Annotated in this window: 16 protein-coding genes and 1 tRNA gene; 7 read left to right on the forward strand and 10 right to left on the reverse strand. The window is 68.4% G+C overall.

Annotated features, from left to right (window positions below; translation table 11 throughout):
* Window positions 1–29 precede the first annotated feature (29 nt).
* Entirely contained in the window at window positions 30–215 is a 186-nt protein-coding gene (locus tag ACWC91_RS21535; protein WP_351335798.1) for a DUF397 domain-containing protein, read from the reverse strand.
* Entirely contained in the window at window positions 212–1,084 is an 873-nt protein-coding gene (locus tag ACWC91_RS21540) for a helix-turn-helix domain-containing protein (RefSeq protein WP_450639934.1), read from the reverse strand. The genes ACWC91_RS21535 and ACWC91_RS21540 overlap by 4 nt, the downstream gene beginning before the upstream one ends.
* A 168-nt stretch (window positions 1,085–1,252) precedes the next feature.
* On the opposite strand from ACWC91_RS21540, the gene ACWC91_RS21545 reads away from it, so the two are divergent.
* Together ACWC91_RS21545 and ACWC91_RS21550 are read left to right on the forward strand one after the other, a co-directional pair.
* A complete protein-coding gene (locus tag ACWC91_RS21545; RefSeq protein WP_450639935.1) occupies window positions 1,253–1,723 on the forward strand; it encodes an ATP-binding protein in 471 nt (156 codons plus the stop codon).
* 273 nt (window positions 1,724–1,996) lie between these two features.
* Window positions 1,997–2,686, forward strand: coding sequence for a hypothetical protein (locus tag ACWC91_RS21550; protein ID WP_450639937.1), 690 nt, complete (start codon window positions 1,997–1,999; stop codon window positions 2,684–2,686).
* Window positions 2,687–3,774: 1,088 nt separating this feature from the next.
* Here ACWC91_RS21550 and ACWC91_RS21555 read toward each other — a convergent pair.
* From ACWC91_RS21555 to ACWC91_RS21570, 4 genes are all read right to left on the reverse strand, one after another.
* The gene (locus ACWC91_RS21555) at window positions 3,775–4,260 is read right to left on the reverse strand and encodes a PIN domain-containing protein (RefSeq protein ID WP_382353064.1); all 486 of its coding nucleotides are present in this window, start codon (window positions 4,258–4,260) and stop codon (window positions 3,775–3,777) included.
* Window positions 4,257–4,586, reverse strand: coding sequence for a plasmid mobilization protein (locus ACWC91_RS21560; protein WP_240509975.1), 330 nt, complete (start codon window positions 4,584–4,586; stop codon window positions 4,257–4,259). The genes ACWC91_RS21555 and ACWC91_RS21560 overlap by 4 nt, the downstream gene beginning before the upstream one ends.
* 172 nt (window positions 4,587–4,758) lie before the next feature.
* The gene (locus ACWC91_RS21565) at window positions 4,759–6,828 is read right to left on the reverse strand and encodes an AAA family ATPase (protein WP_450639939.1); all 2,070 of its coding nucleotides are present in this window, start codon (window positions 6,826–6,828) and stop codon (window positions 4,759–4,761) included.
* 225 nt (window positions 6,829–7,053) lie between these two features.
* A complete protein-coding gene (locus ACWC91_RS21570; protein WP_450639941.1) occupies window positions 7,054–7,638 on the reverse strand; it encodes an HNH endonuclease family protein in 585 nt (194 codons plus the stop codon).
* A gap of 275 nt (window positions 7,639–7,913) precedes the next feature.
* On the opposite strand from ACWC91_RS21570, the gene ACWC91_RS21575 reads away from it, so the two are divergent.
* Complete coding sequence (locus ACWC91_RS21575) at window positions 7,914–8,306, forward strand: NUDIX domain-containing protein (protein ID WP_450639942.1); 393 nt, start codon at window positions 7,914–7,916, stop codon at window positions 8,304–8,306.
* A 24-nt stretch (window positions 8,307–8,330) separates the two neighbouring features.
* Here the strand turns inward: ACWC91_RS21575 and ACWC91_RS21580 are convergent, their stop codons facing one another.
* Window positions 8,331–9,098, reverse strand: coding sequence for an IclR family transcriptional regulator (locus ACWC91_RS21580; protein WP_450639943.1), 768 nt, complete (start codon window positions 9,096–9,098; stop codon window positions 8,331–8,333).
* A 278-nt stretch (window positions 9,099–9,376) separates the two neighbouring features.
* Between ACWC91_RS21580 and ACWC91_RS21585 the strand changes: the two genes are divergently transcribed.
* Window positions 9,377–9,898: a hypothetical protein gene (locus ACWC91_RS21585; protein WP_351575383.1), complete on the forward strand. Its 522-nt coding sequence runs from the start codon at window positions 9,377–9,379 to the stop codon at window positions 9,896–9,898.
* Window positions 9,899–10,108: 210 nt separating this feature from the next.
* On the opposite strand, the gene ACWC91_RS21590 is transcribed toward ACWC91_RS21585, so the two are convergent.
* Entirely contained in the window at window positions 10,109–10,429 is a 321-nt protein-coding gene (locus ACWC91_RS21590; RefSeq protein WP_351575380.1) for a helix-turn-helix domain-containing protein, read from the reverse strand.
* A 21-nt stretch (window positions 10,430–10,450) separates the two neighbouring features.
* On the opposite strand from ACWC91_RS21590, the gene ACWC91_RS21595 reads away from it, so the two are divergent.
* Complete coding sequence (locus tag ACWC91_RS21595; protein WP_450639944.1) at window positions 10,451–11,452, forward strand: hypothetical protein; 1,002 nt, start codon at window positions 10,451–10,453, stop codon at window positions 11,450–11,452.
* Between the two features lie 95 nt (window positions 11,453–11,547).
* The gene (locus ACWC91_RS21600) at window positions 11,548–13,350 is read left to right on the forward strand and encodes a hypothetical protein (RefSeq protein WP_450639946.1); all 1,803 of its coding nucleotides are present in this window, start codon (window positions 11,548–11,550) and stop codon (window positions 13,348–13,350) included.
* Window positions 13,351–13,594: 244 nt separating this feature from the next.
* On the opposite strand, the gene ACWC91_RS21605 is transcribed toward ACWC91_RS21600, so the two are convergent.
* Window positions 13,595–13,682 (reverse strand) — tRNA-Leu (locus ACWC91_RS21605).
* Between the two features lie 121 nt (window positions 13,683–13,803).
* On the reverse strand, window positions 13,804–14,934 hold the full coding sequence (gene sucC / locus ACWC91_RS21610; protein ID WP_450639947.1) for an ADP-forming succinate--CoA ligase subunit beta: 1,131 nt from the start codon (window positions 14,932–14,934) through the stop codon (window positions 13,804–13,806).
* Window positions 14,935–15,245: 311 nt separating this feature from the next.
* Here sucC and ACWC91_RS21615 point away from each other — a divergent pair, with 311 nt between their 5' ends.
* Entirely contained in the window at window positions 15,246–16,667 is a 1,422-nt protein-coding gene (locus ACWC91_RS21615) for an OFA family MFS transporter (RefSeq protein WP_225079674.1), read from the forward strand.
* Window positions 16,668–16,685 lie beyond the last annotated feature (18 nt).

The raw sequence follows: 16,685 nt of genomic DNA on the forward strand, positions 1-16,685 counted from the left end.
CTCGGCTACCGCTCACCTCCGAAGGGACGTCACGCCTCCGATACGAATCCCAGGAACTGCGACCACCCCTCGCGGCCAACAGCGAAGTGAGGACGCGACACGTCCTTGGAGTCCCGTACGCACACGGCCTGTTCGGTGACGGCGACCTCGACGCAGTCGTCGCCCGAGCTGCCGCTGTAGCTGGACTTGAACCAGGCCAGTTCCGACGTGCTCATAGCTCTCCTCGGAGTCGCTTCTGCAGACCCCGGGAGTCTTTGGGGTTCAGGGCCTGCGAGCGCAGTGTGTCATAGCGCTGACAGAGGAGGCTCACCTCTTTCGGGTCAGAGATCAACCGGCCGTTCTCCTGCCCTTCGGAGTACGCCAGCCGTTGCCCCTTCGGCGTCTCCAAAAGGCGCACGGGGCCGTCCATGCAGGCATGCAACTCCGCATCCGACGGCATGACTTGCAGTGTCACGTTGCGAGGCGCAGTACGTTCCAGCACGTAGTCCAGCTGGCGACGCTGCACGTCACGACCACCCAGCCTGCGCCGGAATACTGCCTCCTCCACGATGAAGTGGAAGGGAACAGTGGGCCGCTCCAGCAGCATCCTCTGCCGATCCAACCTAGCCGCCACCTGAGCCTCCAACTGCTCGTCGGTCAGTAGCGGAATGCGGTTCTCGAACAGGGCCCGCGCATACCCCTCCGACTGCAACAACCCCGGCACCAGCCGGCACTCGTACGTGCGCAGGCTCACCGCCACCCGCTCCAGCCGAGCCCACTGCCGGAACCAGGCCGCGAGCCCCACATCCCCGCGCCCCCGTGTCACGTACTTCGACGACTTCCGCAGCGCCCCCGTGTTCCCCAACGCCTCCTCTGAGCGCTCCACCAACGCCACATCGGGCATCCGCCGCCCCAACTCCACCGACTCCACCGTGTGCTTGGAGAAGCGCACCAGGTCCGCGAACTCGGTTCTGCTGTACCCCGCGAGTTCACGCAGTGCCTGCATGACCGCCCCGAACGTCCGCAGGCTGTCCGAGGGATCGGGCTCCCGGTCCGCCTCGCCGCCCGGCATGTCTTCGTCGTCCACCACACCGCCGCCGGTCATCCGCGGCCACCTCCGGTTCCGTACACGCGCTGTGCGCCGTCCCCCACCCGACGACACCCAGCGTGACGCATGAACCGCCGTACCGTCCACGAAATGTGCCCGTACGCTGACGCAGCGTACGGACCGCAGCTCTGGAACGCGCCGCCGCGGACCCGTCACCGTGGCCCCATGAGCGCAACCACACCCCAACTCACCACCACCGTACACACGTTCAACCAGCTCCTGTCGTCCACCCGCCGTGGAGCCCGGCTTGCCCGCCTTCTCGCCGCCGAGCAACTCCGCGCGTGGCCGGTGTCACCCGGCGTCACCGAGCACGCCGAGCAGATCGTGGCCGAACTCGCCGCCAACGCCGCCCTGCACGGTCGTGTCAACAGCCGCGACTTCCGGCTCACCCTCACCCTCGACACCGCGGCCGGCCAGCTCCGTATCGCCGTCACCGACGCCCGGGGCGAGCGCCTCCCGTCACCGCCTGCGGACTGCGGACCGTCCCCGGAGACAGAGTCCGGCCGTGGCCTCCTCCTGGTGACTGCCCTCGCAGACCGCTGGGGCGTCGAGCCGTACCCGCCCGGCGGCAAGACGGTCTGGGCTGAATGCGCCTGCGAGACCCCCGGCCCGGACACGCACAGCGGGCGGATCTGACCACGACGGCTGGGCACGGTTCACCCGGTGCGCGGCAGGCGGCTGAGCACAACCTTCCGTCCCGGTCGATGAGGTCAGGCCAGACGCCCAGGTGAGCCGTCGCCGCAGTCCGGTTCGACGAGGCTCTGGCAGGTGCTGACAGTGATCTCGCAGCCGATGGCGCGGACCGCAAACGGCTCCGAGCCCGGACAGGTAGGAGCTGTCGGGAAAACGCTCCTTAAATGGCGGCCTGAGTGGGAGACTTGGGACCTAACGACCGAAGGAGTTCAAGGCATGGCAACAGGTGCCCACGACGGACCGGTTCCGGAAACAGACGTGCGTGGGCAGCGAGTCCTCGACCTCCTCGATAAGGCAATCGACAGCCAGAGCCTACTAATACGCAAGAACATCGCCCGCGCCCGCCAGCGGAACCCAGAGGCGACGCCAGAACAGGTAATCCGCAATCTAGAGCGGATGTACGTCAGCGCCTTGACCGGAACGGGTGCGGCGGTTGGAGGAACTGCAGCCGCGCCCGGCGTCGGCACGGGAGTCGCACTGGCACTGTCGGCAGGCGAGGCTCTCTCGTCTCTTGAACTGAGCGCCCTCTTCGCGCTCTCGCTCGCCGAAGTCCACAGAGTCCCCATCGACGAGATCGAGCGCCGTCGAACGATCGTGATGGGAATCATGCTCGGCGGGAGCGGCTCAGCCACCATTACCAAAGTCGCCGAGCGTACGGGGCAACATTGGGGACGTCAGGTTGTCGCCAGGGTGCCCGTCGAGACGTTGCGCCAGATCAACAAGGTCTTGGGGAAGAACTTCATCACGAAGTACGGGACCAAGCAGGGAATCATCGTTCTCGGTCGAGTTGCACCCTTCGGTATCGGCGCTGTGATTGGTGGTGGCGCCAACGCTGCCATGGCCACTCTGGCCGTGAGGGCCGGTCGTCGCGCATTTGGCCCACCCCCGACGTCGTGGGATGGCTGACGCGCAGCACACCGCCAGAGTCCGAGAACCGCCTGACTGGCCCTCGGCGCATTGAAGGACGTCGGGTGCCTGCCCCGCCTCCGCCACCGCAGTCGGTTCCGGCACCTACACCGCCTGCGCAGAGCCTGAGGAGCGCCAACCAAGGAACTCGCACCTCACGAGCACGCACCCTTGGTACCAATGCCGTGCAGTTGGGCGTGGGGGTACAGCCGACGAGGTGCTGGCCGAGACCGGCAGGACACAACAGCGGATACGGGAGACATCAGCGCAACCAAGGGGGTGCTCGTGGGCGGTGGAAGGTTCAACCGGACGAGTTTGAAGTGCCGCAACTCCATCCAGGTCGACCAGGACGGCCGCGTGGTCGCCCACGACAGGCCGCTGAGTCATCTCCCTTGCCATGCCTCCGGTCAGCTCGCCGCACTCGTGTCGGTCGAGTGGGGGCCCGGACCTCGACGCAGCCGGCAGATTGCGAGCGGAGGCAAAGGACGCAGGCGTGACCGGCGAAAGAAGACCGAGTACCTCAAGCCCCCTGAGTGGCTACCGAATTATCGGGGTGAGCACCTGCCGACAATCGGCTTGCCCGCCAATGGGTGGTTCAGCGTCTGGTTCCCGGCCCACACGATGTGGGAGCACGAGCGGAAACTCTCCGGCTGGGTCGGAAGCGATCGATCGTTCCGATGGGACGGCCACGAGAAGTGTTGGACGGTTGCCGGCGCTCATTTCCCCCACATAAGCCGCGAGCTGCTCCGCAGGTACCCGAGCGTCCTCATCGGCCGTGAGTACAACCCGCGTGAAAGGTGCAACTCTTCCTGCCAGAACGCCCAGGGCTTTCTGTGCACGTGCTCCTGCCGTGCCAAGTACCACGGCCGTGGTAAATGGCGAAGCGGGTGGAGGACCCTCGGCGAGTTCAGCGGTCGGCGCGCGGGGAGGCCGTGGCACTGGATGGCCGTCACCGTTGCCAGCTGATCGCCTCGCACCCGCTCGCGGAGCGAGCCTGCGCAGGGCCGAGCCCCGCGCCCCGCTCCTGCCGACGGCTCGTTCACCACCTGCGCGACCTTCTGGGCGGGGCGGAGAGTGACTCCCGTCCGTCAGACGGCGACCACATGCACGTCCGTCGGCGCGAGGACCGTCAGGTAGGCGCGGATGTCCCCCGGGTCGGTGGTGAAGATCACCGCGCTGCCGTGCCGGGCCGCTGCCAGGGCCACCCAGGCGTCCACCACGTCCGGCCTCTTCTTCGTCGGCAGGGCCGCCCGCCCCAGCGCCGTACCGATGCGCCGCCAGTCCGCGAGGTCCGGGCCGGTCGCACAGGCCAGACACTCCGGACGGCCCGCCTTCGTCTCACGCATGGGCGGCTCGGACGTACGGGCCTGAGGGACCGTGCAGTCCTTCAGGACGCCGGACAGGGCGTGCACCAGCGCCGGCTGGGGGCGCCACACCTGGGCGAGGACCGGTCCGAGCACCAGTGCCCGGTGCGGGACCGTGCGCAGTCCCTCGTGCAGAGCCACCGCCTTCGCTTTGCGGTCGGCGAGTGCGATGAGCATGCCGGTGTCGTAGACCGGCACCCGTGCGCTCACGCGGCGTGTCCCGGACGGCGGCCTTGCCGGTCCCGGCCGTGTACGAGCCCCAGGGCCTCCTCGACCTCGCGGCGTTCCTGCTCCGTCAGCTCAGCGGCCGGTTCCGGGGCAGGTTCGGCGGGCAGCCCGTCCGCTGCCCGCTCTGCCCGGGCGATGAGTGCGTCCACCTCGGCGAACTGTTCCTCTATGGCATCGCTCTCGGCCATCTGGCGCGTTGCGGCATGCACCAGGTAGGCCGAGACGTCCATGCCCGCCCGTTCCGCATGCTGCCTGATGCGTTCGGCCTGGTCTTGCTCCAAGCTGATGCTGATGCGCGTCTTCGCCACAAGGGCATCGTAATACGCGTATGACGACAGCGCGAGTGCGGTCGGTCGAAGGTGGGCAAGCGGGCACGTCTCCTCCCCCGTTATCTTTTTCGCGGTCCTGCAAGAGGGCCGCTGGCCTCCGGGCCCGGCATGACTGTTGCCCCCTGTCGAGCGAATGACCTGGGGGGTGGTGTCACCGGGTCCTGGCGAGCGCCTTCGCGTCGTACAGGGCCTGCTTGACGGGGTCGTCGCCGGAGCGGACGCGTACGGCGGAGCGCTCACGGCGGTCGACGGTGAGGACCGTGGCGGGCAGCCGCAGGTACTTCAGGGCCTGCGGCAAACGGGTGTCGTGGGTGAAGACGACGACCTGGCGGTGCTCGGCGAGGAGTGCGAGGACGCGGGCGAGGCCGTCCACCTTGGCGGGGTCCATGGACTGCACCGGGTCGTCGATGACGAGGAACCGGAAGGGGTTCTCCGGGAGGAAGGTGCGCGGGAGGAAGAGGGACAGGGCGAGGGAGTACAGTTCCCCCTGGCTCATCACGCCGAGCGCTGGGGCGTCGATGTCATCGACGGTCACGTCGAGGGCGACCTTGCGCTGGGTTGCGGAGCCGCTGAGGCGGACTGGGCCGAGGGCGACGTTGCTCTGCTGGCGCAGGTTGGACCAGATGCGCTGGGCGTCCTCGGCGATGGGCCGCATCCGGTCGGCGCGGACCTCGTCGTGGGTGTCCCTGAGCCATTTCTGGGCGGCCTTGACGCGAGCCAGGTCGGGGGCCGCCTGCTCGGCCGCGTGGGCCTTGTCCAGCCAGGCGGCGAGCACCTGCGCGACGTCGCGCCAGGTGTCGTCCTGGTCGGCGAGGCGCGCCGCGGCCTCCTGGCGGGTGACCCGTGCGGCGTCGGCGGCAGTCCGTGCGGCGTTCTCGGCAGCGGACGCCAGCACGGCCGGGTCGGAGACGGTGCGGCACCGCAGCCAGTCGTCCCAGGCAGCGGCGATCTCGGACGGCAGCCAGTCGGGGGGCGGGACGGCCAGGTCGCGGACGGCCTGCGCGGCCGCGTTGAGTTCCCTGCGGGTGGTGAGGACCTGCTCGGCCTCAGCGCGCAGCCGGAGTTCCTGCTCGGCGGCGTCGCGTGCCCATTCCTCATCGAGGCGGGCCGTGCCGCCGCACACCGGGCAGGTGTCGAGGGCGGGGTGGGCGCGGTGGTGGGCGAGCGCGCGGGCGAGGAGTTCGGCGCGGCGCAGCGCGTCCTCGGCGGACGTGCCCCGAAGGTCCTCGGCGGAGGCGATGGCTTCGCGCAGCCGGGCCACGGCCGTGGTGACCGCCTCGGTGTCGGGTCCGGTCAGGGTGGAGCGGCGGCGCAGGTCGAACAGGAGGGCCTTGTCCACCGGGCCGGTCCCGGCGGCCAGTTCGGCCGCCCGCGCGAGGTCCGGGCGCCGCCCGCTCAGTGCGGTGTGGGCTGCCCGGGCGCGGGGGTCGTCGGTGCTGTCCAGGAGGGTGAGCAGGGCGGGCAGTTCGGCCTTGGCCGCCTTGGCGGGTGCCTCGTACTCGCGGGCCAGCTCGCGCAACTGCTTGTCGGCGGCGGCAAGTTGCTCCAGCCCGAGGATGGAGGCGACGGCGTCGTACATCTCGCTGGGCTTGCCGCCAATCACCTGGCCGAGCTCGGAGTACGACAGGAAGGGGCGGTAGGTCGCCAGGTCCTCCTGCCAGCCAAGGTCCGGAAGCGGGACGGGGTCGTGGCCGGACTGGTCGAGTTCGGCGGTGGAGTCGGCGACGTCGTCCCCGTGCCAGGTGCGCAGCAAGGTGGCCGGCTCCGGATCGCCGTCGAGGCGCAACTCCACGGCGACCTGGGGTTCCTCACCGTGGTGGAGGTTGCGCCAGCTCTTGCGCCAGATGTCGCTGCGGCCGCGCCAGCGGGCGTTGTCGCCGGTCAGCGCGATCTCGACAGCCTCCGCGAAGCTCGACTTGCCGGAGCCGTTGCGGCCGGTGACCAGGGTGAGTCCCGGGCCGGGGGTGAGGGGGAGGCGTGCGGTACGGCCGATGCCGCGGAAGCCGCTGACCGTGACGGACTGCAGGTAGGCGCCCGGCATTCGGCCGCGCGCCCCGCCGTCGCCCTGGAAGGCGGTGAGCAGGAGGGCTCGGGTGTCCTCATCGAGGTCCGAGCCGACGAGCCGCCCGGTGATGAGACTGGCAAGGGTGCTGGCCGACGGCTCCTGGGCGGGCGGCCCTGTGGGAGACGGGTCCGGGGCGGGATCGGCAGGTACGGGCATGACGGGACTCCCGTGGAGGCGACGACTGCGGAGCGTACGGCCGGACAGGCCGACGGCAACTGAACGACAGAGGGACACACGGGAGCAGCGTTGTAACGCGGGGCCGTGAGACCTGAGTTGTGGACGACCATAGCCCACAGAGACCCAATAATGGAACACTTTGGAATTTTATGGAGATCATTGGGCTCGGGGCCGGGATGTGACACCCCGCCCCGGCCCCCGCGCTCACAGACGCCACTCCTCGAAGAGCACCCCCAGCAGCTCCTCCTGCCTGGCCTTCAGCACCTCGGGAGTCCACTCGACGTGCTGGAGTACCTGGCTGGTCAGCGCGAAGGGGACCACTCCCCCGCGGCCGGTGAAGTACTTGGCCTTCTTGGCGGCGAAGTCGTAGTTCTGGGCCGCCGAGTTCTTGGCGCGGTTCAGCAGCACCAGGTTTCCCAGGCGGTGTGTCCACTGGGCACGCTGCTCCTCGTCGAACAGCCCGCCCCACTGCGAATCGGCCTTCGGGTTCTGCGGCAGCACGTGCTCCACGGTGATGAGCGGGTGGTCGTAAGTCACTCCCTGCCCACGGGCCAGCAGCTCGTCGAGCCGGAGCAGCACGTACTTGCGGATCTTGCCGACCAGATAGAGATCGCCGTCGAGTCTCGCCCGGGTCTCGGCCTTCTCGTCGTCCCTCAGTTCGAGGGCCGGGGAGGCGAGGCCCTGCCCTTCGTCGAGCTGCCGAAGCAGCTCGGCGTAGCGTGTGACGCGGGGAGTCGTGTAGACGCGACGGACGAACATGCTGGCCGACAGCCGCTCCAAGGCCCGCATGAACGTGTCGAGCCATGCCGGGTCGTCCTCGTGGTGGCGCAGCGCCCAGAGAGCGGTGGGCCGCCAGTCGTAGTTGTCGACCTGCTGGAGCCTCCTGAACCAGGCGTTGACCGCCTCCGCACCCGAAGCGGACTCATAACGCGCTTCACGGATCTGGGCATAAGCCTCGGCATACGGCCGGACGACGTCATGGACGAAGACCTCGCCCCTGCCGGGGAGGTAGCGGCTGAGTACCTGCTCAGGGAACTCCTTGAGCAGCTAGGCGGCTCGCTCTGGTGGCAGACGACTTGCCTGGAGCTGTTCCCCGATGGGTGCTCCCTTCAGGATCCGTCCGAGCCGCAGAGTCCTACCGTGAGGCGGCAGCGCGCATACTCCGCGATGTAGTCGGCGCGATGCAGGTGCGCGCGGGCGCTGTTGAAGGATGCCGCTGGGCTCAGGTGCCTGTGCCCGTAGGCCGGAGCCGTCGAGAGGCACACGTGTTCATCTTTCGTCTCGCTGCGACTGGTGCTCCGCCGGAGCATCTGCCCTCGAGGGGAGCGACACGCTGGGCGGGGCCGGAGCAGTGGCAGGAGTTGTGCACACTGTGCGATCTGCCAGATGTGGATGTGCTGTTGACGGGATACCTGGAGGGCTGGATCCCGGACGGGCGGATCACGTTGGGGCCTTGAGTCCTGGCACCTCGGCGCCCGCTGTCACGCTGCCCTGGCGATCGTGGTGGCGGTCTCCTGCAGGGCCGTGGCAATCGCTGGCATGTCCTGTTCACGCAGACGTACGGCGGGTGCGTACACGGAGATCGCGGCGAGCGGTTCCCCGATGCGGTTGCGGATGGCCACGCCTACGCCGTGCAGGTCGTGTGCACTTTCCTCGAGGTCTGCCGCCCATCCCCGGGCTCTAACTTCCTCCAACTCCACCTCAAGCAGTGGCCACTCAGTGATGCTTCCTGCCGCCGTGGCAGGAAGCGCGGCCGGGAGTGTCGCGCGTACATCTGCCGGGTCGCGCAGTGCGAGCAAAGCCTTGCCCGCCGCTGTTACGTGGGCGGGGAGCTCCTGTCCGAGCGGAACGCTGACGCGCAGGACATGCCGGCACTCGACTCCGTCGAGTAGTCGGACGACGGCCGCATCCAGGGAGTACAGGCACACCGTTTCCTGCAGCTTCTCGGAGAGCTCCTCCAGGGGTCTGCGCGCCTGTCGTCGGACGTCCAGCTGGGCGATCGCGGCCAGTCCCATGCGTACGAGCTGCGGACCCGCTGAGTATCCGTGCTGGCCAGGATCGTGACGCAGGAAACCCGTGCGCTGCAGGGTGACCAGGATGCGGTGTGCAGTGGAACGTGAGATTCCGAGCTCCCGGGCGGTTTCTGTAACACCGATTTCCCCCCGGTCATACGCCAGGACGAGAACATCCAGGGCCTTCGTCACCGACGCCAAGGCCTCTGTCGCCGACAGCTGCTTGCCATCCACCATGAAGGAACCTTAACGCTCAAACGTTCCCGGACACCGGGAGCTGCGACAGAATCCACACGTCAGGATTCTGTGATGGCACGTCTCACAGTTCCGGTGCGGCATCGCACGAACCCGGCGAGCCAACTCTGCGCCAAGACAGGTCGAGTCCTGCGATAACCCCGACCGGACTTGCCGTGCTTGAGCGCACTGTTGACCGTTTGATAGCGCCTCACAGGAACTGCGTGCGTGCCACAGTGTGCCGTCCCTACACTGGCAGCGACCTTCCTTAGGAGTTCGCTATGGCGGGATACCGGACCAGCGCACCTGCGTCAGACAAGGGTGTCTACATCGGCCAGGCCCGGCATGCCGTGAAGGAGCTGATCACTTCACTGCGCGGCGAGTTGGCGACACTGGAAGCTGTGTACGCGATGATGTGCCAGGGCGCCGAATCCACCGATGGCCGCGAAGAGCCGCCGGACACTGGCGAGGACACGGAAACCGCCCAGCCTTCCCGGGAGGGTCCGTCTGAAGTTTCTGTCGCCGACGAGGATCCTTCGTCCGAAGATGCGCGCCCGGGGATTGGCACTCGGACCCTGGGGCCACCGCGTAATGGAAGCATGCGCGATGCGATCCTCACACTCCTGTGCGCTGCTCAAGAGGCAATGTCCATCACCGATATCGCGGCGGCGGTGCGCCCGGGAGCGGACGCGACGGTCCGCTCATCCGTAGGAAAAACCCTCAACCGCATGAAGCAACTTGGCGAGGTGGAAAACGTAGCACCGGGAATGTTCCGGGCCGTGCTGTCATCCCAGGCTGCTTGATCCACCCGAGAACGACCCTAACCCAACAAGCAGGCCTCCCTCGATTAGCGGTCGAGGGAGGCCGCCAAACACGCGAACGGACGCTTCTCCTAGCAGGGTTCCGGTCCGTCGCGCACGTTCACTCTAGCGCCCCCACGGGTGGCGCTATAGGGCGTCTACGCCATTCCGCACTTGAGCGTGCACGACCGACCTCAAAGAGGCAATTGGGGATCAGTCATGAGCACATTGGGTCGTATTCGATCCGGGCCAGAGCGCCAGGTCCAGGGCACGCTCCAGTCGGCAGACCGTCAGCACATCCGGCCAGGTGGCGCCCGCCAGCAGATCCCCGATGGTCTGTCTGCCGACGTGGCTCTGGGCGGCCAGGGCACGCAGCGAGAGCTCCGGCCTCTCACGCAGGGCGGCGGCGAGGCGGCGGGCAATCGTCTGGACCACCGCCGCGGCGGGCTCCCCGGTGATCCGGGCATCCGGCCACTTCTCCGGATCGACGGCGTAGCTCCATGGCGGCGCCGTGCGCGCTCGGCCTCCGGTCATAAAGATGCGTTCCTTCAGATCGTGATCGACATTGACACCAGTGGCCGGTTAACCGGCCACCTGTCATGGGCCTTGCGCCTGGAGGTCGCTGTGTCGAATCGCCTGCTGGCCTACGCACCGAAGGTGGAGACGGTGCCGCCCGCCCAGTGGCGCCGCATCGCTCCGGTCGTCCGCTCGCTGGGATTCATGGCCGTCGCAGCGGGACCCTACGGCCCAGACGTGGTCATGACGCCGCTCGCACGGCTGGTCGCCTGGGTCGAGGCCCAGGGCCTCCCGCTCGAACCCTCGGTGATCCTTGACCAGAGCACCGTCGAACGGTTCATCCTCGTCGGCTGCCGGGACATGGCCGCCAACAGTCGCCGAACCTGCAGCAGCCAGCTGCCCCGGGCCTCCGAAGCGCTCCTGTTGGACCAGCTCGGACAGCATCCGCCGATCCGGCTGAAGGCCACCGCCGCCCCAGTGGCCCCCTACCCGCCGGCGGAAATCGCCTACTGGCTGATCTGGGCGCAGAGCCTGCCCACCCCCGCCCAGCGGCGCAACGCCTGTCTTCTGTTCTGTCTCGGCGTCGGTTGCGGGCTCGCCGTTGAGGATCTTGTGTACGTTCAGGGGCGGGACATCCTCGCGGGCCCCACCGGCCGGGCACTGGTCAAGGTGCACGGGCGCCGTCCGCGCACTGTCGTATGCCGGTACGCCTACGAGGAACTGCTGCTGGCGGAAGCCGCCCACATCCCGGCAGACGCGTACGCCTTTCGGCCGGACTGGCAGGACCGCACCAGCAAGCACATCGCATCGGACTGGCTGGCCAGGTACCCGCGGATCATCGGCCGTTCTGACGGTGCAGTGCTGCAGACCCAGCGGCTGCGTACGACCTGGCTCGTCGAACTGCTGAATGCAGGTATTCCGCTGAAGGTGATCCTCAAAGCGTCGGGACTCGGGACCCTGCACAGCCTCTCGCGCTACCTCGTCTTCCTCCACGACGTGCCCGAAGCGGAGGCATCCGATCTGTTGCGGGGGGCGGCATGAGCAGGAAGAAGCCGGAGGACAAACCTTGCCGGCGTACCGGCCTCGCTTTACGCCCTGCACCGCAGGCCCCCGGCCGTACCCTCAGCGACCGCGTTGTGAGCCAGGTCTTCGACCTCGTGCGCCACAGCGGAGCACTGGAACGCCTTCCCTCCAACGAGCACCGGCCAGGCCCGAAGGGCTTCCCGTTCCGCACAGTGCTGATCGGCCTGATCCTGTCGCAGTACATGGGAAAGAGCGCGAACATCAACGACGCATGGGAGACGCTCTTCTTCGCCTTGTCTCCAGGGTCCAAAGCCCTCCTTGACGTCCCCGACGTCAACCTGCACATCCCCGAGGGCGCAACCCGAGAAGAGATCGACCGCGTCGCACACCACCAGTACGCGACGTCGAAGCGCGTCTACCGGTCCTGGGCCTCGATGACCCGGCGCCTCGACCCGGCACCACACGACCGCCGCAAGCGGCTGTCGCTCAGCGAGGCCAAGAAGATCCGACGGAAGTGGAATGCCCGCGCCAACCAGGACACCGTGCGCAATCTGGAGGCCATCGCCCAGGATCTGATCCTCGCTCCGGTCATGGCTTCCTACCGGCGCGGCGACTTCGCTCAGTGGCCTGGCCACGTCGCGGTCGACGACACTCCGGTTCCGGTCTGGGGCAAAGAGCCGGACTACCACCAGGACCGGGCCTCGCTTGAGATCACCGCCGGGATGTACGTGAAGGGAGGAACGCAGAAGAAGTCGGGGCCCAGCGACAAAGCTGCGGCCTCCACGAACACTGGCACCCGGCGCGGCACGGCGAACAAGCCGGCGACTCGCAAGACCAAGTCGGCTCGGGAGAAGAAGGCCAAGACGCTGGAGAAGAGAGAGTTCCGCTACGCCATGATGGCCGCGTTCCCAGGCCATGGCCATGGCGACCTCGCCGGCGCCTACCCCGCGGTCTGCCTCGGCATGATCCTGCACACCCCGGGCACCGAACCCGGACCGGCCGCCCTGCGCGCCATCCAGCCGGCATTCGAACGAGGCCTGGTCAAAGACCTGTTCTGCGCCGACCGAGGCATCACCCAGGCCAAGCCTCACAACCTGCATCTGCAGCTGCTCAAACTCGGCCTCAACGCGGTGAAGCACTACAACGACGACAAGGTCGACCGGCAGGGAGAGTTCCGCGGCATGCAGCTGGTCGGCGGCGAGTTCTACTGCCCGCTGATGCCCACCCCGTTGATCACCGCGGGCGCCACATACATCGACAGCCGCACGGACGAGGACCGCGCCCACGCACTCAACCTGATCCGGTCCCGGAAGGACTACCAGACCAAGATCAAGGAGTACGGGCCCGCCGGGGACCAGCGTCGACAGCGCCCCGCCCTCGGGTCCCACGCCACGGTCACCTGCTACCGCCGGCCCCAGCCACGCCCGTCCACCGTCGTCGACCTCGACGCCCCCACTGTCCGTACCCCCGCAGCCCTGCCCACCATCCCCAGGCCCAAGCGGGACACCCCCGTCTACCCTGACATCTGCAGGGGGAAGAGCATCACCGTCCCGGGCACCGTGTTGGCGAAGTGGCGGCAGAAATACCCCCTGTTCACCCCTCTGTGGCAGGAAGCCTGGTCCGGACTGCGCAGTCAAAATGAGGGCGGCAACGGCAACCTCAAGAAGTCCGCCCTCGACAGCATCGACAATCCCCAGCTCCGCCTGCCGCACGGACGCGTCGCACAGACCCTGCTCAATGCCGTCATCATCTTCGTGGCGAACCTCAGAGCCATCCGACGGTTCCTCCGCGACCAGGGCATCCAGCCCCGCAAGGCCAGCACGCAGAGCGCCGCAACCCAACCCGGTGAGCCCTCCGACCCGCCCCTGGCGCGACCGCTTCCGACCGAGGAGGTCGAGCCTCCGCCACGCGAGTGACGCACCTCCGCCGCGCTCCGCCCCCTGAAAACCGCACATGCCTGCGCCACGGCTACCAGCCGTCGCGCAGGCATGTCCTGTTCCCGCAGGTGAGAGGCGCAGTACCTGGACCGCCACCGCCTCACCCCCTCACCGAGCCGACCACGAGGCCTGAAGGCCCCAGAAACGACGAAATACCGGTGAGTCACATGACTCGACCGGTAATTCGTGAACGCTTCGGGACGATCTCGTGAACGTCCCGCGATGGTGTCCGAGGGGGGACTTGAACCCCCACGCCCGATAAAGGGCACTAGCACCTCAAGCTAGCGCGTCTGCCATTCCGCCACCCGGACTAGGTGTCTGCCGCCTGACCGGGGGTGTTCCCCGTGGCGACATGGACAACAATACCAAGGTTTCGGGGTGCGTTTCACCTGCGTATCCGCCCCGGGAGCGGCCCCGTGGGGCGCGACGGGATCATCCCCCTCGGGCCAGTTCCGCGGCGCGGCTCGCGGCGGTGTCCATGGTGGCGGCCTGTTCGAGCAGGGGGTGGGCGCGCTCGTCGAGGATCGTGCGGCCGCGGGCCGCGTTGTGGCCGTCGAGGCGCACGACCAGCGGTCGGGTGAGCCGGACGGTGTCCAGGGCCTGGACGATGCCCTCGGCGACGGTGTCGCACGCGGTGATCCCGCCGAAGACGTTGACGAGGACCGACCGCACGGACGGGTCGGAGAGGACGACGGACAGCGCGTCGGCCGTGAGCCGTGGGGAAGCCCCGTCTCCGATGTCCAGGAAGTTGGCGGGGCGGGCGCCGCGGTCGGCGATCATGTCCAGTGTGGACATGACCAGGCCGGCGCCGTTGCCGATGACGCCGACCTCGCCGTCCAGCCTGACGTAGGTGAGGCCGCGGGCCGCGGCCGCCGCCTCCAGCGGGTCGTCGTGCTCGGCGTGCTCCACCCCCCAGCGGGCCTGGCGGAACCGGGCGTTGCCGTCGAGGGTGATCCTGCCGTCGAGTGCGACGATCCAGCCCTGCCTCGTGCGTACCAGCGGGTCGACCTCCACCAGCAGGGCGTCCTCGCGGACCAGGACCCGCCAGAGCCGGACCAGGGTGTCCACGGCCTGCGGCGGCAGGCCCGCCGCCGCGGCGATCCCGGCCGCCTTCGACGAGGTGACGCCCTCGGCCGGGTCGACGGGGACGCGCGCCACCGCCTCGGGACGGCTGGCGCCCGCTTCCTCGGCCTCCGCGCCGCCCCGAGCCGAGGCGATGGCGAGGAAGCCGCCCGTCGAACGGTCGAGGACGTAGGAGAAGCGGAACTCCTCGGCGGCGTCGACCGGTTCGGCCACCATCACCGTGCGGACCCGGTGGCCCTTGATGTCCATACCGAGGATCTGGCGGGCCGTCAGTTCGGTGGCCGCGGGGTCGGCGGCGAGTTTCACTCCGCCCGCCCTGCCCCGCCCGCCCGTCTTCACCTGGGCCTTGACGACGACCCGGCCGCCGAGCCTGCGGGCGACCTCCCGGGCCCTCTTGGGGGAGTCGGTGACCTCGGCCCGTGGCACCAAGATGCCGTACTCCTCGAAGAGTTGCCTTGCCTGGTGTTCGTAGAGGTCCATTCCGGCTCCCCCGCGGGACGGCTCCTGGCTGGAAAGTGCTGCGCAACCCCTGGACACCTTGGACGGGATGCGGGATAACAAACTTCATACAGTATTCGTCGACTGTATGCAATGAGCAGGTCGGCGAGCAGATCGAGTCCGGGAGCGGCCGGTGGTGGGCGCGGGCCGTCCCTGGACCGTACGCGCCACCGCACAGGCCGCACCGGACCCGCCCCGCGCCGTACCGGCGCTGTTCCGCAAGACTCCGGGCCGATCGAACGCCCGGCGCATCGTCCCCGATCCCCACCGACACGGCGAGGAGATGGCCAGACATGACCGCGGATCCCCTATCGACCAGAAGTACGCCGGGCGACGCCCGCACAGCGCACGGCTCGTATCGCGAAGTGACCGACTCCCGGGGGCGGGTCTACCGCATCGGTGAGACCGACGTCGACATCATGGGGCGTCGCCGCAGGTGGATGGTCATCCTCCCCTGGGTGGGCATGATGGGCATCAGCTCCGCCGAGTACGCGTTCACCTCGGCGGAGGAGACGCTCCACAAGGCCCACCTGTGGAGCAGTGGGCACATCTTCTGGCTGATGGGCGTCTGGGTGTTCTTCCAGGCGGCCGTGGCCTTCCCGGCCGGACAACTGCGGGAGAGCGGCAGGCTGCCCGCCCGTTCGGCCATGCTGCTCGGCGCGGTCGGCACACTGCTGGGCTATCTGTCGCTGGCGTACGCGCCGCACGTGATCGTGGCGTACTTCGGCTTCGGCATGTGCAGCGGCATCGGCGCCGGTCTGGTGTACGCGACCTGCGTGAACATGGTCGGCAAGTGGTATCCGGAGCGCAAGGGCGGCAAGACGGGCTTCGTCAACGGCGGATTCGCCTACGGCTCCGTGCCGTTCGTGTTCCTGTTCACCTCGTTCATGGACCTGAGCAACTACCGGACGGTGCTCGCCTGCGTCGGTGCCGGACTGTGTCTCATGGTGGCGACGGCCGGCTGGTTCTTCCGGGACCCCCCGAAGAACTGGTGGCCCGCTCACGTCGACCCGCTGAAGCAGACCGACGACCCGAAGATCCGCCGGGCGCTGGCGAAGAACCCGCCGGCGGTCAAGCAGTACACCCCGGGCGAGGCCGCCCGTACGCCCGTCATGTGGATGATGTGGTTCTGTCTGCTGTGCACGGCCGGCATCAACATCTTCGGCATCGCCTTCCAGGTGCCGTTCGGCAAGGACATGGGGTTCGCGGGCGGGATCGTGGCGACCGCGATGTCCCTGAAGGCGATCGTCAACGGCACCGGGCGCGGTGTCATCGGCTGGATCTCCGACCAGTGCGGGCGGCGCAGCACCCTGATCATCGTGTGTCTGGTGCTCGGCACGGCGCAGTTCGGTGTGCTGGTGTCCGGGCAGATGGGCAGCATGCCGTTCTTCCTGTTCTGCTCCATGGTGTCCGGGTTCGGCGGCGGAGCGATCTTCCCGCTGTTCGCGGCCATGACGGCCGACTACTTCGGGGAGAACCACAACGCCGCCAACTACGGCATCGTCTACAGCTCGAAGCTGATCTCCGGGCTCGTCGGTTCGGGTCTCGGGGCGGTCGTCGTCGCTGCGTGGGACTACAAGGGCGCGTTCGTCCTGGCGGGTTCGATCGGGCTGGCCTCCGCGGTGCTGGCGCTGTTCCTGAAGGCTCCGGGCAGGCCGCAGCCCCGGCGCGGCATCGCCGCCAACCCCCGTCCCCTGGGCGAGGACATGGCGTGAGCGCGTGAACCGCGTGCC

It is taken from the genome of Streptomyces sp. NPDC001204 (genome assembly GCF_053598035.1).